General features: G+C 66.6%; 25 protein-coding genes. 15 read left to right on the forward strand and 10 right to left on the reverse strand.

Features of this window, described 5'->3' with window-relative positions:
* The first annotated feature begins 124 nt into the window (after positions 1–124).
* The 6 genes from QX070_RS07065 (at position 125) to QX070_RS07090 (ending at position 4002) form a co-directional block, all read left to right on the forward strand.
* Positions 125–319, forward strand: a complete 195-nt coding sequence (locus QX070_RS07065; RefSeq protein ID WP_015664263.1) for a twin transmembrane helix small protein — start codon at positions 125–127, stop codon at positions 317–319.
* A gap of 44 nt (positions 320–363) precedes the next feature.
* Complete coding sequence (locus tag QX070_RS07070) at positions 364–936, forward strand: cob(I)yrinic acid a,c-diamide adenosyltransferase (protein WP_315736202.1); 573 nt, start codon at positions 364–366, stop codon at positions 934–936.
* A gap of 118 nt (positions 937–1054) precedes the next feature.
* Positions 1055–1804, forward strand: a complete 750-nt coding sequence (locus QX070_RS07075) for an electron transfer flavoprotein subunit beta/FixA family protein (RefSeq protein WP_315736203.1) — start codon at positions 1055–1057, stop codon at positions 1802–1804.
* Positions 1804–2748, forward strand: coding sequence for an electron transfer flavoprotein subunit alpha/FixB family protein (locus tag QX070_RS07080; protein ID WP_315736204.1), 945 nt, complete (start codon positions 1804–1806; stop codon positions 2746–2748). Before QX070_RS07075 ends, QX070_RS07080 begins: the two co-directional genes overlap by 1 nt.
* Positions 2749–2847: 99 nt before the next feature.
* On the forward strand, positions 2848–3726 hold the full coding sequence (locus QX070_RS07085; protein WP_315736205.1) for a 3-hydroxybutyryl-CoA dehydrogenase: 879 nt from the start codon (positions 2848–2850) through the stop codon (positions 3724–3726).
* 78 nt (positions 3727–3804) lie between these two features.
* Positions 3805–4002 carry a putative motility protein gene (locus QX070_RS07090; protein WP_315736206.1) on the forward strand — a complete coding sequence of 66 codons (198 nt, stop codon included), beginning with the start codon at positions 3805–3807 and terminating at the stop codon, positions 4000–4002.
* A gap of 9 nt (positions 4003–4011) precedes the next feature.
* On the opposite strand, the gene tlpA is transcribed toward QX070_RS07090, so the two are convergent.
* Complete coding sequence (tlpA, locus tag QX070_RS07095) at positions 4012–4701, reverse strand: thiol:disulfide interchange protein TlpA (RefSeq protein ID WP_315736207.1); 690 nt, start codon at positions 4699–4701, stop codon at positions 4012–4014.
* A gap of 101 nt (positions 4702–4802) precedes the next feature.
* Here tlpA and argH point away from each other — a divergent pair, with 101 nt between their 5' ends.
* From argH to lysA, 3 genes are all read left to right on the forward strand, one after another.
* Positions 4803–6194, forward strand: a complete 1392-nt coding sequence (gene argH / locus QX070_RS07100; RefSeq protein ID WP_315736208.1) for an argininosuccinate lyase — start codon at positions 4803–4805, stop codon at positions 6192–6194.
* Positions 6195–6277: 83 nt separating this feature from the next.
* Complete coding sequence (lptM, locus tag QX070_RS07105) at positions 6278–6571, forward strand: LPS translocon maturation chaperone LptM (RefSeq protein WP_315736209.1); 294 nt, start codon at positions 6278–6280, stop codon at positions 6569–6571.
* Between the two features lie 340 nt (positions 6572–6911).
* Positions 6912–8177, forward strand: coding sequence for a diaminopimelate decarboxylase (gene lysA, locus QX070_RS07110; protein ID WP_315736210.1), 1266 nt, complete (start codon positions 6912–6914; stop codon positions 8175–8177).
* Between the two features lie 6 nt (positions 8178–8183).
* Here lysA and QX070_RS07115 read toward each other — a convergent pair whose 3' ends face one another.
* A complete protein-coding gene (locus QX070_RS07115) occupies positions 8184–8480 on the reverse strand; it encodes a type II toxin-antitoxin system RelE/ParE family toxin (protein WP_315736211.1) in 297 nt (98 codons plus the stop codon).
* The gene (locus QX070_RS07120) at positions 8473–8685 is read right to left on the reverse strand and encodes a hypothetical protein (RefSeq protein ID WP_315736212.1); all 213 of its coding nucleotides are present in this window, start codon (positions 8683–8685) and stop codon (positions 8473–8475) included. The genes QX070_RS07115 and QX070_RS07120 overlap by 8 nt, the downstream gene beginning before the upstream one ends.
* Positions 8686–8805: 120 nt before the next feature.
* Here QX070_RS07120 and QX070_RS07125 point away from each other — a divergent pair, with 120 nt between their 5' ends.
* Positions 8806–9129, forward strand: coding sequence for an addiction module antidote protein (locus QX070_RS07125; protein WP_315736213.1), 324 nt, complete (start codon positions 8806–8808; stop codon positions 9127–9129).
* A 15-nt stretch (positions 9130–9144) separates the two neighbouring features.
* Here the strand turns inward: QX070_RS07125 and QX070_RS07130 are convergent, their stop codons facing one another.
* Positions 9145–9462 carry a hypothetical protein gene (locus QX070_RS07130; protein WP_315736214.1) on the reverse strand — a complete coding sequence of 106 codons (318 nt, stop codon included), beginning with the start codon at positions 9460–9462 and terminating at the stop codon, positions 9145–9147.
* A 107-nt stretch (positions 9463–9569) separates the two neighbouring features.
* Here QX070_RS07130 and argC point away from each other — a divergent pair, with 107 nt between their 5' ends.
* Positions 9570–10544, forward strand: coding sequence for an N-acetyl-gamma-glutamyl-phosphate reductase (argC, locus tag QX070_RS07135; protein WP_315736215.1), 975 nt, complete (start codon positions 9570–9572; stop codon positions 10542–10544).
* A gap of 98 nt (positions 10545–10642) precedes the next feature.
* Here argC and QX070_RS07140 read toward each other — a convergent pair whose 3' ends face one another.
* The 3 genes from QX070_RS07140 to QX070_RS07150 form a co-directional block, all read right to left on the reverse strand.
* Positions 10643–11197: a hypothetical protein gene (locus QX070_RS07140; RefSeq protein ID WP_315736216.1), complete on the reverse strand. Its 555-nt coding sequence runs from the start codon at positions 11195–11197 to the stop codon at positions 10643–10645.
* A gap of 96 nt (positions 11198–11293) precedes the next feature.
* Positions 11294–11839, reverse strand: a complete 546-nt coding sequence (locus QX070_RS07145) for a hypothetical protein (protein ID WP_315736217.1) — start codon at positions 11837–11839, stop codon at positions 11294–11296.
* A gap of 1062 nt (positions 11840–12901) precedes the next feature.
* Positions 12902–13144, reverse strand: coding sequence for a DUF1902 domain-containing protein (locus QX070_RS07150; protein WP_315736218.1), 243 nt, complete (start codon positions 13142–13144; stop codon positions 12902–12904).
* A gap of 910 nt (positions 13145–14054) precedes the next feature.
* Between QX070_RS07150 and QX070_RS07155 the strand changes: the two genes are divergently transcribed.
* Positions 14055–16703: a TIGR02302 family protein gene (locus QX070_RS07155; RefSeq protein WP_315736219.1), complete on the forward strand. Its 2649-nt coding sequence runs from the start codon at positions 14055–14057 to the stop codon at positions 16701–16703.
* 62 nt (positions 16704–16765) lie between these two features.
* On the opposite strand, the gene QX070_RS07160 is transcribed toward QX070_RS07155, so the two are convergent.
* The gene (locus QX070_RS07160; RefSeq protein ID WP_315736220.1) at positions 16766–17596 is read right to left on the reverse strand and encodes a MurR/RpiR family transcriptional regulator; all 831 of its coding nucleotides are present in this window, start codon (positions 17594–17596) and stop codon (positions 16766–16768) included.
* A gap of 226 nt (positions 17597–17822) precedes the next feature.
* Between QX070_RS07160 and QX070_RS07165 the strand changes: the two genes are divergently transcribed.
* Entirely contained in the window at positions 17823–20171 is a 2349-nt protein-coding gene (locus QX070_RS07165; RefSeq protein ID WP_315736221.1) for a phosphocholine-specific phospholipase C, read from the forward strand.
* A gap of 58 nt (positions 20172–20229) precedes the next feature.
* Here the strand turns inward: QX070_RS07165 and QX070_RS07170 are convergent, their stop codons facing one another.
* A complete protein-coding gene (locus QX070_RS07170) occupies positions 20230–20694 on the reverse strand; it encodes a metallophosphoesterase family protein (protein WP_315736222.1) in 465 nt (154 codons plus the stop codon).
* A gap of 29 nt (positions 20695–20723) precedes the next feature.
* Complete coding sequence (greA, locus tag QX070_RS07175) at positions 20724–21206, reverse strand: transcription elongation factor GreA (protein WP_315736223.1); 483 nt, start codon at positions 21204–21206, stop codon at positions 20724–20726.
* Positions 21207–21424: 218 nt separating this feature from the next.
* Between greA and QX070_RS07180 the strand changes: the two genes are divergently transcribed.
* Positions 21425–22240, forward strand: a complete 816-nt coding sequence (locus tag QX070_RS07180; protein ID WP_315736224.1) for an IclR family transcriptional regulator — start codon at positions 21425–21427, stop codon at positions 22238–22240.
* Between the two features lie 28 nt (positions 22241–22268).
* Positions 22269–23213, forward strand: coding sequence for a dihydrodipicolinate synthase family protein (locus QX070_RS07185; RefSeq protein WP_315736225.1), 945 nt, complete (start codon positions 22269–22271; stop codon positions 23211–23213).
* Positions 23214–23243: the final 30 nt, after the last annotated feature.

A 23243-nucleotide genomic window follows, 5' to 3' on the forward strand; every position in this document is an offset into this window, starting at 1 on the left:
TGCACTCCGCAAAAGAAACTTGGTTTGTACAATCCGATATTACGGGTCCAAAAGCCAGAAGTTGCAGCGCCGGCCGCGCGGATCCGCCATGGCGCTCTTGCGTCTGCGGTGTTATCTAGCCCCGATGGCTTCACTTCTCGGTAAATTCATCCTTCCCATCGCCGTCGGCGCGGTCGCCCTTGTGCTGTTTCTCGGCCTCGTCAACATGACGCGCGGCGGCTCGCCGAACCTGTCGCAGAAGCTGATGCGCTGGCGGGTGATCCTGCAGTTCGTCGCGGTCGTCATTGCCATGGCGGCGATCTGGGCGATGGGGCGCTGAGACCGAGACGCCGAGGCGTCGAGAAACGGACGTTGAGAAGCAGCATGGTGGTCCTGAATCGCATCTACACGCGGACCGGTGACGACGGCACGACCGCGCTCGGCAATGGCGAGCGCCGTCCCAAGTACGATCTGCGCGTCTCCGCCTATGGAACCGTCGACGAGACCAACGCTGCGATCGGCGTGGTCCGGCTGCATCTGGCCGATGCGCCCGAGATCGATGCGATGCTCGGCCTGATCCAGAACGATCTGTTCGACCTCGGCGCCGATCTGGCCGTGCCGCAGCGCGAGGGCAAGGCGGAGCGGCTGCGCGTCGTCGCCAGCCAGGTCGACCGCCTGGAGCGTGACATCGATACGCTGAACGAACGGCTCTCGCCGCTGACGTCGTTCGTGCTGCCCGGGGGAACCGCGGCGGCGGCGCATCTGCATGTCGCGCGTACCATTTGCCGCAGGGCGGAACGGATCATGACGGAGCTCGCCGGCAAGCCCGACGAGCCGGTCAGCGAGGCCGCCATTCGTTATATGAACCGGTTGTCGGATTTCCTGTTCGTGGCCAGCCGGGCGGCGAACCGGAACGGCGCCGGCGACGTGTTGTGGGTGCCCGGGCAAAACCGTTAACCCGGCGGCGTGCGGGCCTGCGTTTTTTCGCCCGTCGCGCGTTGACCGGGGGGGATGGGGGCTTTAGGTTCCGCGCCCGAAAGGTCAACCCCGGACAATTTAGAGCGAAAGAGGATCGATGAAGGTTCTGGTGCCGGTCAAGCGGGTGGTCGATTACAACGTCAAGGTCCGCGTCAAGAGCGACGGATCGGGCGTTGAGCTCGCCAACGTCAAGATGTCGATGAATCCGTTCGACGAGATCGCCGTCGAGGAAGCGCTGCGGCTGAAGGAAGCCGGCAAGGCGACCGAGGTGGTGGTGGTCTCGATCGGCCCCGCGCAGGCCTCGGAGACCATCCGCACGGCGCTCGCGATGGGCGCGGACCGCGGCATCCTGGTCAAGGCCGAGGGCAACGTGGAACCGCTGGCGGTCGCCAAGATCCTCAAGGCCGTCGCCCAGGAGGAGCAGCCGGGCCTGATCATCCTCGGCAAGCAGGCGATCGACGACGACTCGAACCAGACCGGCCAGATGCTGGCGGCGTTGCTCGGCTGGGCGCAGGCGACCTTCGCCTCCAAGCTCGAGGTCGACGGCTCCGACTTCAAGGTCACCCGCGAGGTCGATGGCGGCCTGCAGACCGTGAAGCTGAAGGGGCCGGCGATCGTCACCACCGACCTGCGCCTCAACGAGCCGCGCTATGCGTCGCTGCCGAACATCATGAAGGCGAAGAAGAAGCCGATCGCCGAGAAGACCGCCGCCGACACCGGCGTCGATCTCACGCCGCGGCTCGAGGTGCTCAAGACCACCGAGCCGGCGGGCCGCAAGGCCGGCGTCAAGGTCAAGGACGTCGCCGAGCTCGTTTCCAAACTCAAGACCGAGGCGGGGGTGCTCTGATGGCCACGCTGCTGATTGCCGAACACGACAATGCCGGGATCAAGGACGCGACCAACAAGGCGCTGACGGCGGCCACAGCCCTCGGTGCCGATGTCGACGTGCTGGTCGCGGGCCAGGGCGCCAAGGGCGCGGCGGATGCCGCCGCCAAGCTCGCCGGCGTCAAGAAGGTGCTGCTGGCCGACGACGCGGCCTACGCGCACGATCTCGCCGAGCCGCTCGCCGACCTCGTCGTCAAGCTCGCCGCGAACTACGACGCGATCGTTGCCCCCGCGACCTCGCGCTTCAAGAACGTGATGCCGCGCATCGCGGCGCTGCTCGACGTGATGCAGGTATCGGAGATCATCAAGGTCGTCGCGCCCGATACGTTCGAGCGGCCGATCTATGCCGGCAACGCGATCCAGACCGTGAAGTCGAAGGACGCCAAGAAGGTCATCACCGTGCGCACCTCGACCTTCGCCGCGGCAGGCGAGGGTGGCAGCGCGTCGGTCGAGACCGTCGCGGCGGCCGGCGATCCGGCGCTGTCGACCTTCGTCGGCGAGGAGGTCGCCAAGAGCGACCGTCCCGAGCTGACCTCGGCCAAGATCATCGTCTCCGGCGGTCGCGCGATGCAGAGCCGCGAGAACTTCGCCAAATACATCGAGCCGCTGGCTGACAAGCTCGGCGCCGGCGTCGGCGCCTCGCGTGCCGCGGTCGACGCAGGCTACGCGCCGAACGACTGGCAGGTCGGCCAGACCGGCAAGGTCGTGGCGCCGGAGCTCTATGTCGCGGTCGGCATTTCAGGCGCCATTCAGCATCTGGCCGGCATGAAGGACTCCAAGGTGATCGTCGCGATCAACAAGGACGAGGACGCGCCGATCTTCCAGGTGGCTGATTACGGCCTGGTGGCCGACCTGTACCAAGCGGTTCCCGAGCTGACCGAGGCGCTCGGCAAGCTCGGCAAATAACGCTGCTGGCACCGGCCGCATGGGACCGCGGCGGCCGGTGTTCTCACTTCCAAGGGCATGGACGGGCGCAGCAGGCGTGCCGTCCGGGTGGATGACAACATGGCTCAGATCAACAAGCTCGGTGTGATCGGCGCAGGACAGATGGGCAACGGCATCGCGCATGTCGCCGCGCTGGCCGGGCTCGACGTGGTGCTCAACGACGTCACTGCCGACCGGTTGAAGTCGGGCATGGCCACCATCAACGGCAACCTGACCCGTCAGGTGGCCAAGAAGGTCATCTCCGAGGAGGCCCGCAATCAGGCGCTCGGCCATATCTCGATCACCGAAACCCTCGACGGCCTGGCCGATTGCGATCTCGTCATCGAGACGGCGATCGAGAAGGAGGACGTCAAGCGCAAGATCTTCCACGATCTGTGCGCGGTGCTGAAGCCGGAGGCGATCATCGCCTCCAACACCTCGTCGATCTCGATCACCCGGCTCGCCGCCTGCACCGACCGCCCCGAGCGCTTCATCGGCATCCATTTCATGAACCCGGTTCCGCTGATGGAGCTGGTGGAGCTGATCCGCGGCATCGCCACCGACGACGCCACCTTCGAGGCGGCCAAGGAGTTCGTCGGGCGGCTCGGCAAGCAGGTCGCCGTCTCCGAGGATTTCCCGGCGTTCATCGTCAACCGCGTCCTGCTGCCGATGATCAACGAGGCGATCTACACGCTGTATGAGGGCGTCGGCAACGTCGAGGCGATCGATGCGGCGATGAAGCTCGGCGCGCATCACCCGATGGGCCCGCTGGAGCTTGCCGATTTCATCGGCCTCGATACCTGTCTGTCCATCATGCAGGTGCTGCACGAGGGGCTGGCGGACTCCAAATACCGGCCGTGTCCGCTGCTGGTGAAATATGTCGAGGCCGGCTGGCTCGGCCGCAAGACGCAGCGTGGCTTCTACGATTACCGCGGCCCCAAGCCGGTGCCGACCCGCTAATTTCCCGCCACCGCGGCTCCCTCGATACGCTTCGTTAAGCCTCCTCGGCTAGCATGTGCCCCAGAGAGGTAAGCGCGTATGGATATGAGCTTGGTGGCTGCGGTCATGGCGCAGCAGACGGGTGCGATTCAGCAGCAGGTCGCGACGTCGGTGATGAAGCAGAACCTGAACGCCCAGAAGGATGCCGTCATGACGCTGCTCGGCGGCGCGCAGCAGACGCTGTCGCTCGCCAATGCCGGCCCCGGCGTCGGCGGCAATCTCAACATCGCGGCCTGATATCTCTGGTTACAGGCCCGCGGCCGCCTTCGATGTCGCCGCCTGGATCAGCTTGACCGCGTCGGCGCTGTCCCATTCGGCGGGACCCGCGATGGTCGCGATCTCGCAGCCATTCGAATCCACCAGCACCGAGGTCGGCATGCCCAGCGCGCGGCCGACCGCCTTCAGGTCCTGGAACACCTTGGCCTTCTGGTCGCTGAAATAGGCGAGCTGCGTCAGCTTGGCGTCGCTGAGGAACGCCTTCGGCTTCTCCGGATCGCGGGTGTCGATGTTGACGGCGACCACCTGGAAATCGTCGCCGCCGAGCCTGGCCTGCAGCCCGTCCAGCGCCGGCATCTCCTTGCGGCACGGCACGCACCATGTCGCCCAGAGGTTCAATAACACCGTCTTGCCGCGGAAATCCGACAGCTTCTTCGACGCGCCTGCGGCGTCCTCGAAGGCGAGATCCGGCAGCCGCAGCGGCACTGTTGCCGCCGTCAGCGCCGCCACCTCGCCCTTGATCAGCGGCGCGATCCGCTTGGCGGTGGCGACCGCCGCTTGGCACGCCTGGTCGCCCGACGGCCGTCCCTTCAGCAATCCGCCAAACGCCACCGCGGCGATGCCAGCCGCGGCGACGACCGCGACGGCACTGGCCGCGAGCAGCGTCCGGCGCGAGCGGGCGGGGCGGGCAGGGGACGGGTCAGGCTTATCGTTTGTCATCTCGGGTCGGTTGCGGCTATCAGGAGCGCGAGTTTCGGGGCGGCGCCGGACGGTGTGTCCCATCCCATGGCGGTCAGCAAGGTCTTAAGAGCGGTTCAGGCATGAGCAACAAGATGTGGGGCGGACGGTTCTCGGAGCGTCCCGACGCGATCATGGAGGACATCAACGTCTCGATCGACGTCGATCGCCATCTCTACGCACAGGACATTGCCGCTTCCAAGGCGCACGCCGCCATGCTCGCCGCCCAGGGCATCATCACCGCGACTGATGCGAAAAATATCGGCAAGGGTCTAGACACGATTCTGTCAGAGATCACCAAGGGGTCGTTCCAGTTCAAGCGGGCGCTGGAAGACATTCACATGAATGTCGAGAGCCGGCTCGGCGAGCTGATCGGCCCGGCCGCGGGCCGCCTGCACACCGCGCGCTCGCGCAACGACCAGGTCGCGACCGATTTTCGCCTGTTCGTGCGCGACACCATCGACGAGATCGACGCCGCGCTGGCCGCCTACCAGCATGCGCTCGCGACCCGCGCGCTGGCGTTCGCCGGCACCGTGATGCCCGGCTTCACCCATCTCCAGACCGCCCAGCCCGTCACCTTCGGCCACCATCTGCTGGCCTATGTCGAGATGGCCGGGCGCGACCGCGGCCGCTTCATCGATGCCCGCAAGCGCCTCAATGAATCGCCGCTCGGTGCCGCCGCGCTCGCCGGCACCTCGTTCCCGATCGACCGCCACGCCACCGCCGAGGCGCTCGGCTTCGAGCGCCCGATGGCCAATTCGCTGGATGCGGTGTCGGACCGCGACTTCGTGCTGGAGACGCTGTCGGCCGCCTCGATCTGCGCGGTGCACCTGTCGCGCTTCGCCGAGGAGATCGTGATCTGGACCTCGCCGCTGGTCGGCCTGATCAAGCTGTCGGACAAGTTCACCACCGGCTCCTCGATCATGCCGCAGAAGCGCAATCCGGACGCCGCCGAGCTGGTGCGCGCCAAGACGGGTCGCGTCATCGGCGCGCTGAACGGGCTGCTGATCGTGATGAAGGGCCTGCCGCTCGCCTACCAGAAGGACATGCAGGAGGACAAGCAGGGCGCGATGGAGGCGTTCGCGGCGCTGTCGCTTGCCGTGCGCGCCATGACCGGCATGGCGCTCGACCTCGTGCCGGACGAGGCCCGCATGAAGGCCGCCGCCGGCGAGGGCTATGCCACCGCGACCGATCTCGCCGACTGGCTGGTGCGCACGCTCAAGATGCCGTTCCGCGAGGCCCACCACGTCACCGGGCGGATCGTGGCTCTGGCCGCCAAGCAGGGCGTGGCCCTGCACGAGCTGCCGCTGACGGCGATGCAGGAGGTCGAGCCCAAGATATCAGCCGAGGTGCTCGGCATGCTCTCGGTCGAGTCCTCCGTGAAGAGCCGCATCAGCTACGGCGGCACCGCGCCGAAGAACGTGGCGTCCCAGGCCAAGAGCTGGCTGAAGCGGCTGGAAAAACAGCGAAAGTAGGGCTGCTGTCTGAAATTTGACCGGCGTGGCGTGGCTCTCCGGCACTCGCCACATCCGGTCAATCTCTGTATGGTGCCGCCCGCATGGGGATCTCACACGTGAATCGCGCTCGTCGTCCAACCTCCGCCGCCCGGGTCGTCCTCGTCCTGGGCGCCACAGCCCTTCTGCTCGCCGCCTGCGGGCGCAAGGGCCCGTTGGACCTGCCGGCCAATTCCCCGCCGGCGCCGCAGATGTCGGCCGCTCCCGCCGACACCGCGACGGAAGCTGCGAACAAGCCCGGCCTGTTCAACTCCGGCTACGGCGCCGACGCCGCCCCCGCCGCCACCCGCGGCCAGAAGAAACCCTTCATCCTCGACCCGCTGCTCGACAGCAAATAGCGGCTGACGCGCCCGCGACGGGCACCACCCCTTCTCCGGGGGAGATCGCATCCGACCGACGCCTGCGCAGGCACCTAGGCCGCCACCGTCCTTCGAGACGCCCGCCTCCGGCAGGCTCCTCAGGACGAGGACTGAACTTGTGGCGCGACCTGGCCCCCGGCGAGATCTCCACCCTCATGGTGAGGAGCGCCGCGCGCGGCGCGTCTCGAACCATGAGGCCCGGACGGCGCGGCATCTGTGCCTCGGCGAGGACGGCAGCTTCAATTGACATTCCGGCTCATTTCCCGGCAATTCGCCGCCACAATCAACCTTCTCGCGGCCCCGTGCGCGGATCAGACCCATGAATCATTTCGACTACCGCGACGGCGTGCTGCACGCCGAGGCCGTCAATCTCACCTCACTCGCCGCCACCGTCGGCACGCCGTTCTACTGCTACTCGACCGCGACCCTGGAGCGGCACTACCGCGTGTTCGCCGAGGCCTTCACCGGCCAGGACGTGCTGATCTGCTACGCGATGAAGGCCAATTCCAACCAGTCGGTGCTGCGCACGCTGGCGAAACTCGGCGCCGGCGCCGACGTCGTCTCCGGCGGTGAATTGAAGCGCGCGCTGGCGGCCGGCATTCCCTCGCGCAAGATCGTGTTCTCCGGCGTCGGCAAGACCGAGGCCGAGCTGCGCGCCGCGCTCGCGGCCGACATCCACTGCCTCAACATCGAGTCCGAGCCCGAGCTCGATCTGCTGGCGCGCCTCGCGGTCGAGACCGGCCACACCGCCCGCATCTCCGTGCGCGTCAACCCCGATGTCGATGCCGGCACCCACGCCAAAATCTCGACCGGCAAGTCGGAAAACAAGTTCGGCATTCCGCTGGAGCACGCCCGCCGCGTCTATGCCCGCGCGGCGAAGATGCCGGGCATCAAGGTCACCGGCGTCGACGTCCATATCGGCAGCCAGATCACCGATCTCGGCCCGATGGAGACGGCGTTCCGCATCCTCACCGAGTTCGTGCAGACGCTGCGCGCCGACGGCCACGACATCTCCCATGTCGATTTCGGCGGCGGCCTCGGCATTCCCTATCACATGGACCGCGCGGTGCCGCCGGAGCCGGCGGCCTATGCCGCGATGGTCAAGCGCGTCAGCCACAATCTCGGCTGCACCCTGATGTTCGAGCCGGGCCGCATGATCGTCGGCAATGCCGGCATCCTCGTCGCCAAGGTGATCTATGTGAAGCATGGCGAGGCCAAGAACTTCGTCATCATCGACGCCGCGATGAACGACCTGATCCGCCCGACGCTCTACGAGGCGCATCACGACATCCTGCCCGTCAAGCAGCCCGCGCCGAATGCGCCTGCTTTCATAGCCGACGTCGTCGGCCCGGTGTGCGAAAGCGGCGACTACCTCGCGCTCGCCCGCGCGCTGCCCGAGCCCGCGCCGGGCGACCTCCTCGCCATCATGACCGCAGGCGCCTACGGCGCCGTGCAGGCCTGCACCTACAACACCCGCGCCCTGGTGCCCGAGGTCCTGGTCAAGGGCGACCAGTCAGCGGTGATCAGGCCGCGCATCGAGGTCGAGCAGCTGATCGCCATGGACACGCCGGCGCCCTGGCTGTGAGGACGATCAATCGAACAGATCGGGCCTGATCTCGCGCGAGTGATGCATGATGGCGCGGATCACGACGCCGTCGCGATCTTCGGTGTAGAACACGATATGCGCCTGGAACCGAAACCGCCGGTGCCCGGGCGCAATATCGTCCACACTCGCACCGATCCGCGGAAAATTCGCCAGCAGATCGAACGTCCGCTCAAGCCCGGCATGGTAGGCGTCGGCTTGGTACGTACCAAAAGTGCTGTTCGTATAATCGTAGATTTCAAGCAGATCAGCCTCGGCGCGGGCTGAGAGCTTGAACTCAGCCACGGCGAGCCGCCGCCCGCCGTTGTGCCTCGGCGCGAATATCGCTCATGGTCGAGCTGCTGATGCGCGCGCAATCGGTATGCTGCAGCACTTCGCGGTAGCGCGCGAGCTGCTCGTCGCGGCTCAAAGCCTGCCATTCGGCAAGCTCGGCTTCGCTCGGCGGCAGCGCGGAAGGCATTGCACGGGTGGTAGCGTCGGTCATATCCATAAAATAGCACGGGCCACCGGGAGATGCGAGGGGGGCCGGTCTGCCGCAGCGCGACAAGCGCACCCAGGACAGGGACATCCGGAACGCCCAGGACCTCGCGGCGACATTGGAGGATTGAGGATGAAGATCAGCAAGCTCAAGACATTCGACGCCGCTGAGCATCTCCGCACCCCGGCCGCCCGCGCGGAGTATCTCAACCTCGTGCTCGCCGACGGTGATCCCGCCGAGGTCCGCGACGCGCTCAATCTCGTCGCCCGCGCGCAGGGCATGAGCCAGGTTGCCAAGGCCATCGGCGTGACGCGGGAAGGGCTCTACAAGACGCTCGGCGAGAACGGCAACCCGGAGTTTGCGACCGTCCTGCGGATCATCAATGCGATGGGAATCCGGTTGACGGCCGAGCCGGCCCGCGCCAAGCCGAAGACGAAAGCCGCGGCGTCGCGGTGATCATCCGCGTCGCCATCATCTCGGACGTCGTTCGAGACACGCGACGATCTCACCGATGACGGCCTGTAGCAGTCGATGGCTCGACAGGGCATCCTGAGGCGCGCTCTGAGCCGGGCTACGCCACCAATACGCTTCCCAGTCCTGGTCGCTCATCTCCATCGTCGAAATGTCCCGAAGCTCGGCCAGCAGTGGTTCAAGCTCGTCGTCCCCAAAGAACTCGATCAGGAAGACGCCCAGCTCATCTTCCGATGCGAAGACTTTCGACACCCCCTGAAAAAGCCCGCCGGCCATTCGATCGAAGAGCGGATATCGGCTTGGATCGATGGTGCTCATTGTTGTTCTTCACCCCTTGCGGGCAGGACCCGGGATACCGCATATGGCCCCGCCAGCCGGTTACCTCACTCAACCCGTTCCGTCACTCTACCAGCAGGACCCCACCCATGAGCATTCGCGTCGGCATCGTCGGGATCAGCGGTTTTGGCGGCGGCGAGGCGATGCGCCTGGTCGCGGGGCATCCCTCGTTCGAGCTGGTCTACGCCGCGGGCGAGGGCAGCGCCGGCGACCGGCTGGCGGAGCGCTTCCCCGGCGTGCCGGCCAGGCTCGCCGATCTCGTGATCGAGAAGTGGGACCCCACGCGCCTGCCGCAGCTCGACGTGCTGTTCGCTTCGCTCCCCACCGGCGCCTCGAGGGATGCGCTGGCGCGCGTGCCGGCGGACGTGAAGATCGTCGACATCGGCGGCGACCACCGCTACGTCGACGGCTGGACCTACGGCCTCGCCGACGTCTGGCCCAAGGAGATCGCAGGCAAGACCCGCATCGCCAATCCCGGCTGCTTCCCCGCAGCAGTGCTGACCGCGCTGGCGCCGCTGCTCGCCGACAAACTGATCGCGCCCGACAACATCGTGATCGATGCCAAGACCGGCATCTCCGGCGCCGGCCGTGGCGGCGACAGCAAGTTCGGCTACGCCGAGAGCAACGAGAACCTGATCCCCTACGGCCTGCTCAAGCACGTCCACATGCCCGAGATCGAAAGCACGATCGCGCGTCTCAGCGGCGGCAGCGCGGCCGGGCTGGTGTTCACGCCGCATCTGGTGCCGATGACCCGCGGCATCCTCGCCACCATCTACGCCCGCGGCCGCGCCACGTCAGCGCAGTGCCTGGACGCCGCCCGCCGCTTCTACGCGGGCCGCGCCTTCGTCCGCGTCACCGACAAGCCCCCGCAGACCAAATGGGCCACCGGCTCCAACCTCGCCTTCGTCAGCTATGCCGCCGACCCCGAGCGCAACCTGGTGATCGCGCTGGGCGTGGTCGACAATCTCGGCAAGGGCGCCGCGGGGCAGGCGGTGCAGAACGCGAATCTGATGTGCGGGCTGCCGGAGACTGCGGGGCTGGACGGGGCGCCGGTTTGGCCGTGAGTTTCTATGGCGGCGGTCCGGCCGCGGATCGGGGTCGAGACATCATTTTTCAAGTGATGCGCGGGAGTCCGGGCTGTCAGCAGGCTATCGCCGTTGGACTACGGCGATGGTGCCCGTGGTAACGGCCCACGCGGTGAGATGGATTGGTGAGGCCAAGGCCTCTCGAAGACCGGTCCCTCGAACCTCGTCCGGCCGTCACATGACATCACGACGAAGCGGAAGCGGCCGTACATCGGAAAGTTCCTGTCGCAGCCCCGGGCGCATTGGGCCGAACAGGACATGCCGCTCCACGGCTTCGGTCGCAGACCGCGTTCGTCGATCCTCACGCATGTACCGGGTGGTTGGTCGCACGACGCCACGAGCTTGAGCGAGTCGCGATCGAGATCCTGAGCGCGCTCGAAGGTGCCGTCGGCGCGCTGCTCCTCGACGATCAATTCGGAAGCGAGCTCGACCGTCCCATGGGCGCGAAGTTCGAGTTCGCCGAACGTCGGCCCGTTGCGAATTTCGACGGCGGCGCCACCTCCGGCGTCTGCCGCGGGCGCGCGCGCCGACCAGGCGAGCAGCATGCCACAGGCCAGCAGGCCGATCAGAGCGCGCATCGGCGCCGCGATCGTCTTCCGCCAAAGCGCCAAATGCGCGATCGACATGTGCACGACGATGATGCTCCTGGCTCGCCTGGTCATCCGCATTGCTTAAGGTGACGGCGGACGAAGTAAAAGACCCATGCGGTGCATGCATCGGCCAGCCAGCTACGGCTCCTCGGGCAGCTCGAAGACCGAGCCTTCGAACCTCGTCCCGCCGTCGCACGACATCACCACGAAGCGGAATCGGCCGTGCAGCGGCACGTTCCTGTCGCACCTTTGGTTGCATTGGGACGAGCAGGACATGCCGCTCCACGGCACCGGCCGCAGGCCGCCTTCGTCGATCGTCACGCATGTGCCGGGCCGCCGGTCGCACGACGCCACCAGCCTGAGCGTATCACGATCGAGATGCTGAACGCGCTTGAAGGTGCCGTCGGCGCGCTGTTCCTCGACGATCAATTCGGGGGCGAGCTCGACCGTCCCATGGGCGCGAAGTTCGAGTTCGCCCGGCGTCGGTCCGTTGCGAATCTCGACGGCGCCGCCGCCTCCGGCGTCTGCCGCGGGCGCGCGCGCCGGCCAGGCGAGCAGCATGGCACAGGTCAGCAGGCCGATCAGAGCGCGCATCGGCGCCGCGATCGTCTTCCGCCAAGGCGCCAAATGCGCGATCGACATGTGCATGGCGATGATGCTCCCGGCTTGGCTGATCATGCGCATGGCCTACATCCACGCTCATCCAAACGCGATTGGAAAAGTGCAGCGTCACCGTAATTGAGTTTCCGTTGCATTGGGACGAACAGGACATGCCGCTCCACGGCACCGGCCGCAGCCCACGTTCGTCGATCTTCACGCAGGTGCCGGGCCGCTGGTCGCACGACGTCACGAGCCTGATCCGGTCGTGATCGAGATATTGAACGCGCGCAAAGCTGCCGTCGTCGCGCTGCTGCTCGACGATCAGTTCGGGGGCGAGTTCGACGGTGGCATGAGCGCGCAGCTCGACTTCGCCGGGCATCGGCCCGTTGAGAATCTCGACCGCGGGCGAGGCCGGCGCCTCCGCCGCGGGAACGCGCGCCGGCCAGGCGAGCACCGCGGCACAGCTTAGCGAGACGACGGACCGCAGAATATACGTTGCTATCGCAATCGCTTGAGGCAAGGTCACTTCTCTTCGATTTTGATGACGCCTGCCGATGTCTTTAGGAACCTGAAGGATCTTCGGTCTGGTGGCGGAACGAGAGTGTTTCTCCACTCGATTCCCCGCGCTGACAACAGCTCATAATAGCGATCGTCAGGTGGAGATGCCGCCTCCAAAACTGCGTGAACAAACTCAATCGGCGGTGCGTAGTTGTGTTCGACGACGTAGTGATAGATGAGGTTCGGAGCGGCATAGACGGTCCCTTGCTCCGATACGACCCGTATCTCAGCCGATCCGAGCGACAAGACTTGACCGTTTCCTTGTGCAGCGTTGGCTTCCCTGCGGCCGCAAAGTTCGCATGTGTGAAGACCTCTCGTTTGCCAGACGGACACGCTACAGAAGCGCCAAAGCCGCTCAACGAACCGCGGTTCAGGTGGCTCGATGGCAAAATCAGCTCCCGCGGCGAGCCATCCAATGTTGGTCGCTGATTCCCCGGAGCTATTTGCCTTGAAGTAGCTATAGGGAGTGAGGTCTGCAAAATGAGTCATTGTGCTCGAGTTTCAAAGGCCGGGCAGCTTCTGTGAAGACGTCGGCGTTGATCTTGGCAGATCTCATGGTCGTCGCGTGGATGCTCTGCGCAGGATCTTTCATGCGGCGACGTGGGCGCGTACCTTTGTCGAGATGGAGGCGATGATCTCAACGGGAATCTCGGTCTCCGTGAGATCGGAGCTGTCGGCGCTTTCGAGCAGGTCCTGGATGATGCCTGGAAGCTTGGCAGCCAGCTCGTTGAGCGTCGCCGCGCCGGTGGCGAGGCCCGGCACGTCCAGGCTTTCGACGAGCCAATAGCTGGTTTCGGGGTCCCAGGTCGCGCGAACGACGATCGTCGACATGTCGGCGTGTTCCTTTTCTGTGTGCATGTTGTGGCGTGCCGTTTCGAAAAATCAACCCCGCAGCGTCCTTCGCTCAAAAATTGTCGCTTGCGCTTTATCCGAAATCGTGCTCTACTCCGCGCATCCCGTCCCGCTGAGGGGGCGCTTCGCGATCGTCACGGACGTCGGGTGCGGGATGCGGTGGGCGCATTGGGACGCAGCGTGGGCTTGCTCGCGCGGACGAACGATCCCGGTGCGACGGTGAAGTCGCGTGGTTCTGGCATCGCGGTGCTGATGCCAAGTTGGCGGTGACGAATCGCCGGCGACGGGGGCAAGACAGCCGTTCCCCGGGAAGATCGCGTATAAATCGTAACACCATCGCGCAGGGAAGGCCGGGTGATCTCGGCTGAGCCTGTGGTTCTGCCGCGTGCTTTCTTGCTGCACGCGGACCATGGGCGCCGGCCGGCGCCCGGTCTTCCCTGCGCCCTCTGTCTGATGAGGGTGAGATGGCGGGCATCACTCGGGCGCCGACTGCGCCGCGAGAAGGACGGTGCTCGTCTCGCCGATGATTTCTCCGCGGGGGTGTTTGATCATGTGCAACGTGACGTTCGCCACGACGTCATTGCGAGGAGCGCAGCGACGAAGCAATCCAGAGTCCCGCCCGGAGCCCTGGATTGCTTCCGCCTTCGCCCGAAGGGCTTCGGCGGACACGTCGCTGCGCTCGCAATGACGGAGTTTGGGGTGTGCGGCGTGGATCTCTCCGTTGTCACCGGACGCCCAGCCGTCATCAGGGCGCCCCGTAACTCCCCGGGAACCCGGCCGGTCACACTCCCGTGTGAACCGCGGCCGGCGGCGGGAAAGCCCGCGCAGAGCGGGTGCCTCACGGCTGCCTTTGTGCTAGGGTGAACATCCGGGCAACCTGGAGAGATTGTTGAGCGGCATCACCCCCGAGCCGGCTGGGCCGGCAAGCAGCACGCCCGATGGCCTGACGCAGGATGGCCTGGCGCGGCTGAAGCTGGCGCAGGCGCTGAAGCGGGCGCGTCTCGCCATCGCCTGGGAGCGCGGCTGGCCGCATCTCGCCCGGCTGCTCACGGTGGTCGGTCTTTTCCTGATCGTCTCCTGGGCCGGCCTCTGGCTCGGCCTGCCGTTCGCGGTCCGCATGATCGGCGTCGGGCTGTTTCTGCTGCTGCTGCTCGGCGCCGCCGGGCCGATGCTGCGCTATCGCTGGCCGACCCGCGACGAGGGCCTGGCGCGGCTCGATCGCGGCTCGGGCATCGCCCATCGCCCCGCCACCGCGCTCACCGACACGCTCACCACGCAGGACCCGCTGGCGCGGGCGCTTTGGCATGCGCAGCGCGAGCGCACTTTGGCCTCGATCAAGCGCATCCGCGCCGGGACGCCGCGGCCGCGGCTGTCGCTGCACGATCCCTGGGCCGTGCGCGCGCTGGTCGTCGTGCTGCTGGTTGCGACCTCTATCGCGGCCGGTGACGAGCGGGCGCTGCGGGTGGCCTCGGCGTTCGACTGGAACGGCGTGATGACGCCGGTGACGATCAGGGTCGATGCCTGGGTCAAGCCGCCGCTCTACACGGCGAAGCCGCCGATCATCCTGTCCGCCGCCAACAAGGAAGGCGCGGTGCCGTCAAGCGGCCCGATCGTGGTGCCCCAGGGCTCGACGCTGATCGTGCGTTCCAGCGGCGGCAATCTCGATGTCATCACCGGTGGCGGCGTCGCCGAGGCGGCGCCCGGCGAGGGCGCGGCCGGCGAGGCGGCGCCGAAGGGCACCACCGAGAAGCACTACACGATCAAGACCGACGGCACCGTTCACGTCCGCGCGCCCGCAGGGCAACCGCAATGGGTGTTCGCCGCGACGCCGGACAAGCCGCCGGTCATCAGCATGGCCAAGGACCCCGAGCGGCAGGCGCGCGGCTCGCTGAAGCTGTCCTACAAGCTCGAGGACGATTACGGCGTCACCGAAGCCCGCGCCCGGGTCACCGCGCGGCCTGTCGAAGGCAAGTCTACCGAAAACAAGGCTGCCGAGAGCAAGACGGCCGACGCGCCCGCCGCGCGGCCGCTGTTCCAGCCGCCGGAGTTTCCGCTGGTGCTGCCGAACGCGCGCACCCGCAACGGCGTCGGCCAGACCGTCAAGGATCTCAGCGAGGACCCCTACGCCGGCGCCGACGTCACGCTCACGCTGACAGCCAAGGACGAGGCCGGCAACGAGGGCACCAGCGAGCCGTTCGAGACCAGGCTGCCGGAGCGGCTGTTCACCAAGCCGCTGGCGCGGGCGCTGATCGAGCAGCGGCGCATCCTCGCGCTCGACGGCAACCGCAACGGCGACGTGTTCACCGCGCTCGATGCGCTGGCGATCGCGCCGGAGCTGTTCACGCCGGAGCCCGGCCAGTATCTCGGCCTGCGCTCGGTGACCCGCCAGCTCGAGGCCGCGCGCACCGACGATGCGCTGCGCGAGGTGGTGGCGAGCCTGTGGGCGCTCGCCGTCACCATCGAGGACGGCAACATCTCCGACGTCGACAAGGCGCTGCGCGCGGCCCAGGACGCGCTCAAGCAGGCGCTGGAGCGCGGCGCCAGCGACGAGGAGATCAAGAAGCTCGCCGAGGATCTGCGCAAGGCGATGGACAACTACATGCGCCAGCTCGCCGAGCAATTGCGCAACAACCCGCAGATGGCGCAGCGGCCGCTCGACCAGAACACCAAGATCCTGCGCCAGCAGGACCTGCAGAACATGATCGACCGCATGGAGCGGCTGTCGCGCCAGGGCGACAAGGAGGGCGCGCGCGAGCTGCTCGAGCAGCTGCAGCAGATGCTGGAGAACCTGCAGATGGCGCAGCCCAACCAGGGCGGCGACAACGACATGGAGCAGGCGCTCAACGAGCTCGGCGACATGATCCGCAAGCAGCAGCAGCTCCGCGACAAGACCTTCAAGCAGGGCCAGGATTCGCGCCGCAACCGCAACAAGCAGCAGGGCGACCAGGACCAGAGCATGGGCGACCTGCAGCAGGACCAGCAGGCGCTGCGCGACCGTCTCAAGCAGCTTCAGGACCAGCTCGCCAAGCGCGGCATGGGCCAGAAGGGCGAAAAGGGACAGAAGGGTCAGAAAGGCCAGAAGGGACAACAGGGTCAGCAGGGCGATCCCGGTGATCAAGGCGACCAGGGCGATTCCGGCGACGGGCTCGACGACGCCGACAGCGCGATGGGCGATGCCGGCAGTCAGCTCGGCGACAACAATGCCGACGGCGCCGTGGAATCGCAGGGCAAGGCGCTGGACGCGCTCCGCAAGGGCGCACAGAGCCTCGCCGAGGCGATGCAGCAGGGCGACGGCGACCAGCCGGGCGACGGCCCCGGCCAGCGCGCCGGCCGCCAGCAGGGCGCGCAGCAGACCGATCCGCTCGGACGTCCGATGCATCCCGGCCGCGACATCGACGATTTCTCCCAGAAGATCCCGGGCGAGATCGACGTGCAGCGCGTCCGCCGCATCCTTGAGGAGCTGCGCCGCCGTCTCGGCGATCAGTCGCGGCCGCAGCTCGAGCTCGACTACATCGAGCGGCTACTGAAGGACTATTGAGGATGGGGCCGCCACGGGAGGTCATGCCCGTGGCTCACCGTTTTGACCGGAGGCCGCGTCGGTCAATAGCGTTTCTCGGACAGGATGCGCGCCGCGTGCTGCAGCCGGTCGACGGAGCGTTCGGTGTCGGTCAGCGCGCAGCAGCTGACCAGCGTATCGATGATCGCGAGCTGCGCGACGCGGCTGCTCATCGCCTCCGGGCGATAGCGCGTCTCGTTGGCGACGGTGTAGAGCAGCACCTCGCAATGCGCCGCCAGCGGCGACTTGCCGAGCCGGGTGATGCCGATGGTCCGCGCGCCCGCCGCCTGCGCCAGCCGCGTCGCCAGCACGGTCTCGACCGTGCTGCCCGAATGCGACACCGTGACGGTCGCGACGTCGGGCCCGGTCATCCCGGCGCTGACCGCCTGGACATGCGAATCGACGATCGCATTGGCCGCCAGGCCAAGCTGCAGCAGGCGATACGACAGATCCTGCGCGATCGGCGCCGAACTCCCGATGCCGTAGATCTCGACGCGCCGCGCCTGCCGCAGCAGCTTCGCCGCCTGCGCCAGCGCGTCCATCGACAGCAGCCGCCGCGTCTCCTGCAGCGAGGCGGCATGCGCCGCGAAGATGTGGTCGGTGACCGTCGCCGGATCATCCCCCCGATGCAGGTCCTCCTGGATCAGCCGCACCGGCTCGATCAGGTCGCGCGCCAGCATGATCTTGAGCTCCTGAAAGCCCCGCACCCCGACCCGCCGGCAGAACGACACGATCGTCCCCTCGCTGACGCCGCAGGCTTCCGCGACCTCGGTGATCGACATGTGGATGAACGGCTCCGGCCGGGCGATGACCAGCTCCGCGATCTGCCGCGCCTTCGGCGGAAGCTCGTTCTGCAGCTCACGAATACGAAACAAGATGCCGTTCACGCCCGGCCCAGAACGAAAGGTCGATCCCGTCACGCTGTGCCCCGATACGCTGTGCCCTGATACTGAGAAAATCTCATTCTGATTCATTTCGTAAATAAAAATTTCACAGCGCTGTCAAGTCGCGCTGATACGCCAGCGACGTTCGCAGGAGCAGGTCGGGCTCGCCCCGCCAACCCTGAATACGTTCTTCAAGATTTCAAAAGGTCGTATCAGCATGACAACACGTCGCGATTTCTTGGCAGGCGCCACGGCGGCGGCTGCCTTCGCCAGCATCCGCCAGGCGCTGGCCATTCCGGCCAGGCGCCGGACCGGCACCATTCAGGACGTCAAGCACATCGTCATCCTGATGCAGGAGAACCGCTCTTTCGACCACTATTTCGGCACGTTGCGCGGCGTCCGCGGCTTCGGCGACCGCTTCCCGATCCCGTTGGAGAGCGGCAAGCCGGTCTGGTTCCAGTCCGACGGCAGCCGCGAGATTCCGCCCTATCACCGCGACTCGGCGACCTCCAACGCGCTGGTCGGCTACGGCACGCCGCACTCGTTCGGCGACAGCCAGGCGGCCTGGAATCAGGGCAAGATGGGCTATTGGGCGAAGTACAAGACGCCCTATGCGATGGGCTATTTCGGCCGCGACGACATCCCGTTCCAGTTCGCGCTCGCCGAGGCCTTCACCCTGTGCGACGCCTACCATGCCTCGATCACCACAGGCACCGATCCCAACCGGATCGTGTTCTGGTCGGGCTCCAACTTCAATCCGGCGCTGCGCGCGCAGGGCATCAACTCTACGACCAACGACTCCGAGCCCAACAATCTGCGCTGCTGGCCGAACCCGCACAATTGGGTCGCCGGCCAGCCGCAGCCACAGGCGAGCTACAAATATGTCGGCAGCGACTTCGCCTGGGACACGCTGCCCGATCTGCTGAACAAGGCCGGCGTCAGCTGGCACATCTATCAGGACATGAACGACAACTGGACCGGCGCGATGCACGGCTGCCTCGCGTTCTCCAGCTTCCGCCATGCGCAGCCGGGCGATGCGAACTACGTCCATGGCCTGACCGGCGGTCCCGACTACCTCGACCGGCTGAAGGCCGACGTCATGGCCGGTACGCTGCCGGAGGTGTCGTGGATCCTGCCGACCCAGGCCAACTCCGAGCATCCCGGCGGCGGCAGCCCGACCCGCGCCGGCAATTTCACCGACCAGGTTCTGGAGGCGCTGACGGCCAACCCCGAAGTCTGGAGCCAGACCGTCTTCCTGCTGACCTTCGACGAGAATGACGGCTTCTTCGATCATCTGCCGGCGCCCGCAGTGCCGTCCTACGACGTCAACGGCAAGCTGATGGGCAAGGCGACCTTGCCGCTCGACGGCGAGTATTTCTCCAACACCGTCGGCAACGTGCTGACCGCGACCGACACGATCAGCGGCAACATCCGTCCCTGGGGCCTCTCCGCGCGGGTGCCGATGTACGTCGTTTCACCTTGGAGCAAGGGCGGCTGGGTCAACTCGCAGGTGTTCGACCACACCTCGATCGGTCGCTTTCTCGAGAAGCGCTTCGGCATCAAGGTCGACGCCATCAGCCCCTGGCACCGCGCCGTCTCCGGCGATCTCACCTCAGCGTTCGATTTCGCCAGCCCGAACGATCCGCGCTTTCCGGAGTTACCCGACCAGAGCAACTGGCAGGCCTCGGACGCGCACCAGAAGACCTTGCCGGCGCCGGTTGCGCCCGCGACACCGCAGCCGCTGTTCCAGGAGAGCGGCGCGCGCTATTCGCGCCCGCTGCCCTACATCCTGCACGCCACCGCGAAGGTCGACGCCGCCGCGGGCAAGGTGAAGCTGTTGTTCGCCAACACCGGCTTTGCCGGCGCCGTGTTCCACGTCTACGACAAGCAGCATCTCGATCTCATTCCGCGCCGCTACACCGTCGAGGCCGGCAAGACGATCGACGATGAATGGAGCGTCGGCAGCGATGGCCTGTATGATCTCTGGGTGCTCGGCCCGAACGGCTTCCACCGTCATTTCAAGGGCGACCTCGACAAGGTCAGGCCGTCGAATGCCGCCAACCCCGAGATCTTCGTCGGCTACAACGTGTTCGAGGGCGGACTGCACATGCAGCTGCGCAACGACGGCCATGCCCGCGCGAGCTTCACGGTGAAGTCCAACGAGATCTATGGGCCGCTGCAGGCCGTCACCGCCTCGGTCTCCGCCGCGCTGGAGCCGCAATGTCCGGGCTTCGGTCCGCTGCCCGGCTTCCACCCGGTGGGTTTTGGCGCGGTGCCAGGCTTCCGGTCGGCTCCCGACTTCGAGGCGCCCGGCTTCGGCTTCGGCGCACCGAGCTTCTTCCCCGGACCGAGCCATGGCGGTCCGTCGACGTCGTGGACGGTCAAGGTGTCCGCGCCCGGACGCCACGGCGAGCTGTACTGGCAACTGCGCAAGTCCGGCCATTGGTACGACTTCGTCGTCACCAGCGACACCGACGACAGCTTCTATCGCCGCGTCGCCGGCCACGTCGAGACCGGCCGTCCCTCGTTCAGCGACCCCGGGATGGCGCTGGCCGATCGCTTCTGATCGATGCATCTCATACGAGGTTCGGGGAGGGCGCCCATGGGCGCCCTTTCGCTTTGCCTCAGGCGCTGCCGAGATCGTGGATCGCGGGTGACAGTTGGCCTGCGGAGATGTTCAGCGTCGCCAGCGTGATCGGCAGCTTGAAGCGACGCGGCCCTGCGCTGCCTGGATTCAGGTAGAGCACGCCGTCGCGTGTCTCGATGCCTGCGCGATGCGAGTGACCAGATACGACGATGTCGATGCCCGACGTTGCAGAATCGATCGCGAGGTCGTGGACGTCGTGCACGACATGGACGGCATGCGTGCCGAGCCTGACGGTCTCGGTCGCAGGATATGCATTCGCCCAGTCTGCCGTGTCGATGTTGCCGCGGATCGCAGTCACCGGCGCGATCAGGCGAAGCCGGTCAACGATCTCGTGCCGGCCGATATCGCCGGCGTGGATGATGTGATGGACGCCCGACAGACATCGCACTGCCTCCGGCCGCAGCAGCCCGTGCGTGTCGGAGATGATTCCAACTTTGAGCATCGTTTCCTGCCGGCGTGATGGGTACCGCCTCAGGCGATCGTGAGAATCTCCAGCTCTTGTCCGGTAACCTCGACGACGTCGCCGGCCGACTTGCCCATCAGCAGGCGAGCCACCGGCGAGACGTGCGAGATCATGCCGCGCTTCGGATCAGCCTCATCCTCGCCGACGATCGTGTAGGTCTGCACGCGGCCGTCGCCGCGCTTGAACGTCACCGTGCTGCCGAACGCGATCTGATCGGTCGATGTCGGCGCCGGCATCACCTGCGCGGTCCGGACACGCGCTGCAAAGTAGCGCGCGTCGCGCAGCGGCAGCGCCGACTCCCGTCGCCGTTCATTCACGTCCTCGATCCCCTGCGCCGCTTCAAACGCCGCCTGCGCCTCGCGCAACTGCTCCTCGAGCGCCTTGAGTCCCGCCTCGGTGACGAGGTTCGGATGCGGCGAGACCGGCCGGTCGGGTAGCTGCGTTTCGGCGGCCGTCTCGGCGCTCTCTTCCTTGGTGAATGCAACGCTCACGCCGGACTCCTGAAAAAGGCCGCGAGATGTCGCGGCCCTCAGGGAGAGATCATGCCGGCTGCGCAGATTTCAAGCCGTGCGCGCATGCGGCGTGCGAGAGCGCTTGACAGAAGCGGCTACGCGCATTCTAATATACGAACTATAGTTCGCAATCCGAACCATACAAAAAATGCCGGTCGTCAAGGCCGGCGTCAGCCAGGAAACGTCGGAGCCTCCAAGTGGACGAGGACAGCAAGGCTGGCAAAAGCGTCGTGCAGTCGCTGGCCAAGGGCTTTCAGGTGCTCAATGCCTTCACCAGCGAGGAGCCCGAGCTGGTGCTCGCCGACGTCGCGCGCCGCGCCGCCCTCGACAAGGGCACCACGTTCCGCCTGCTCAACACGCTCGTGATGCTCGGCTATGTCGAGAAGGTCGGCGACTCCAGGCGCTTCCGCCTCACGCTCAAATGTCTCGACCTCGGCTTTAACGCGATCGCGCGCTCGGAGCTGCGCACCCAGGCACGCCCGATCCTGCGCAGCTTGGTCGGCGAGATGAACGAGGCTGCGTCGCTGGCCGTGCTCGACGGCAGCGACATCGTCTATGTCGAGCGCATCCAGGCCGGCCTCGTCAGGCTCGGCGTCGATGTCCGCATCGGCAGCCGGGCGCCGGTCTATTCGACCGCGGTCGGCCAGGCCATTCTCGCGCTGCTGCCGGTCGAGACGCAGATCCAGGTGCTGGAGGCGCAGCCGCGCATCAAGCGCACCGAGACCACGATCACCGAGCTCGACGCGCTGCTGCAGCGTCTGCGTCAGGTGAAGGCGGCCGGCTACGCGCTGTCAAATCAGGAAAATGCGCCCGGGCTGTGCGTGCTCGCGGCACCCGTCATCGATCGCGACGGCATTCCGCTCGCGGCGATCAGCATCGCTGCGCCCACCATGCGCATCACGGCGGACGACTTCGAGCGGCTCGGCGTGGCGCCGCTGCTCAGAGCGGCCGCCCAGCTGTCGCGGGCTCTGGAGGCGATGGGCGGGGCGACCGCGACGGTCTCGAAACGATGAACATCGATGTGACGAAACAGGAGCAAGCATGAGCGTCATGACCAACTTCAAGGGGATCATCCCGGCGATCGCCGTCCCCTTCAACGCCGACCATTCGATCGACGAGGCCGAGCTGTCGCGCTACGCGGCCTGGCTCGGCAAGCGCCGCGGCATCGTCGGCATCATGACCAACGGCCACACCGGCGAGGTGTTCGGCCTCACCGCGAAGGAGCGCGCCGAGGTGACGCGCATCGTCGCCAAGGCGCTCACCGGCATCTGTCCGACCATTTCTTCTGTCGTGTGCGAAGGCATCAAGGACGGCATCGAGCATGCGCTGATGGCGAAGGAAGCCGGCGCCACCGCGCTCGACATCATGCCGCCGCATCACTGGCTGCGCTTCGGCTTCAAGCGCGAGCACTGCCTGGATTATTTCAGCGCGATCGGCGAAGCGACCAAGCTGCCGCTGATCGTCCATGTCTATCCCGCCTGGACCCGCGCCTCGTTCTCGTCTGAGCTGCTCGCCGAGCTCGCCCGCCTCGACCACGTGCAGGCGTTCAAGATCGGCACCCGCGAGATGAACAAATACGCCCGCGACCTCAAGGCGATCCGCGCCGCGGCGCCGCACAAGGCGCTGTTGACCTGCCACGACGAATATCTGCTGGCCTCGATGGTGCAGGGCGTCGACGGCGCGCTGGTCGGCTTCGCCTCGCTGATTCCGGATCTGATCTACGATCTGTTCGCGGCCGTCACCGCCGGCGACCTCAAGCTTGCGATGAAGCTGCAGGGCATGATTGATCCGCTGAAGGACGCCGTGTACGGCGGCGGCGAGCCGACCGGCGAGGCGCATGGCCGCATGAAGGCGGCGATGCAGGTTGCCGGCGTCATCCGTGATGCCACGGTGCGCCCGCCGACGCACGCGCCGAGCGCCGAGGAGATGGCCGCGATCCGCGCGGCGGTGGCTGCGGCCGGACTGACGGTGCAGGCCGCGGCCTGATTGCTCGACAAGCGACGGTCGGGCTTGGCC

Source organism: Bradyrhizobium sp. SZCCHNR1093 (assembly GCF_032381175.1).
Classification (GTDB): domain Bacteria; phylum Pseudomonadota; class Alphaproteobacteria; order Rhizobiales; family Xanthobacteraceae; genus Bradyrhizobium.

Excerpts from the sequence above, each read along its gene's own strand:
- lptM (WP_315736209.1), top strand. The coding sequence starts at position 6,278 with ATGGGGATCTCACACGTGAATCGCGCTCGTCGTCCAACCTCCGCCGCC.
- lysA (WP_315736210.1), top strand. The coding sequence starts at position 6,912 with ATGAATCATTTCGACTACCGCGACGGCGTGCTGCACGCCGAGGCCGTC.
- QX070_RS07130 (WP_315736214.1), bottom strand. The coding sequence starts at position 9,462 with ATGAGCACCATCGATCCAAGCCGATATCCGCTCTTCGATCGAATGGCC.
- QX070_RS07170 (WP_315736222.1), bottom strand. The coding sequence starts at position 20,694 with ATGCTCAAAGTTGGAATCATCTCCGACACGCACGGGCTGCTGCGGCCG.
- QX070_RS07075 (WP_315736203.1), top strand. The coding sequence starts at position 1,055 with ATGAAGGTTCTGGTGCCGGTCAAGCGGGTGGTCGATTACAACGTCAAG.
- QX070_RS07065 (WP_015664263.1), top strand. The coding sequence starts at position 125 with ATGGCTTCACTTCTCGGTAAATTCATCCTTCCCATCGCCGTCGGCGCG.
- QX070_RS07185 (WP_315736225.1), top strand. The coding sequence starts at position 22,269 with ATGAGCGTCATGACCAACTTCAAGGGGATCATCCCGGCGATCGCCGTC.
- QX070_RS07145 (WP_315736217.1), bottom strand. The coding sequence starts at position 11,839 with ATGCGCATGATCAGCCAAGCCGGGAGCATCATCGCCATGCACATGTCG.
- QX070_RS07090 (WP_315736206.1), top strand. The coding sequence starts at position 3,805 with ATGGATATGAGCTTGGTGGCTGCGGTCATGGCGCAGCAGACGGGTGCG.
- QX070_RS07125 (WP_315736213.1), top strand. The coding sequence starts at position 8,806 with ATGAAGATCAGCAAGCTCAAGACATTCGACGCCGCTGAGCATCTCCGC.
- QX070_RS07085 (WP_315736205.1), top strand. The coding sequence starts at position 2,848 with ATGGCTCAGATCAACAAGCTCGGTGTGATCGGCGCAGGACAGATGGGC.
- QX070_RS07080 (WP_315736204.1), top strand. The coding sequence starts at position 1,804 with ATGGCCACGCTGCTGATTGCCGAACACGACAATGCCGGGATCAAGGAC.
- tlpA (WP_315736207.1), bottom strand. The coding sequence starts at position 4,701 with ATGACAAACGATAAGCCTGACCCGTCCCCTGCCCGCCCCGCCCGCTCG.
- QX070_RS07120 (WP_315736212.1), bottom strand. The coding sequence starts at position 8,685 with ATGGATATGACCGACGCTACCACCCGTGCAATGCCTTCCGCGCTGCCG.
- QX070_RS07070 (WP_315736202.1), top strand. The coding sequence starts at position 364 with ATGGTGGTCCTGAATCGCATCTACACGCGGACCGGTGACGACGGCACG.
- QX070_RS07165 (WP_315736221.1), top strand. The coding sequence starts at position 17,823 with ATGACAACACGTCGCGATTTCTTGGCAGGCGCCACGGCGGCGGCTGCC.
- QX070_RS07150 (WP_315736218.1), bottom strand. The coding sequence starts at position 13,144 with ATGTCGACGATCGTCGTTCGCGCGACCTGGGACCCCGAAACCAGCTAT.
- argC (WP_315736215.1), top strand. The coding sequence starts at position 9,570 with ATGAGCATTCGCGTCGGCATCGTCGGGATCAGCGGTTTTGGCGGCGGC.
- argH (WP_315736208.1), top strand. The coding sequence starts at position 4,803 with ATGAGCAACAAGATGTGGGGCGGACGGTTCTCGGAGCGTCCCGACGCG.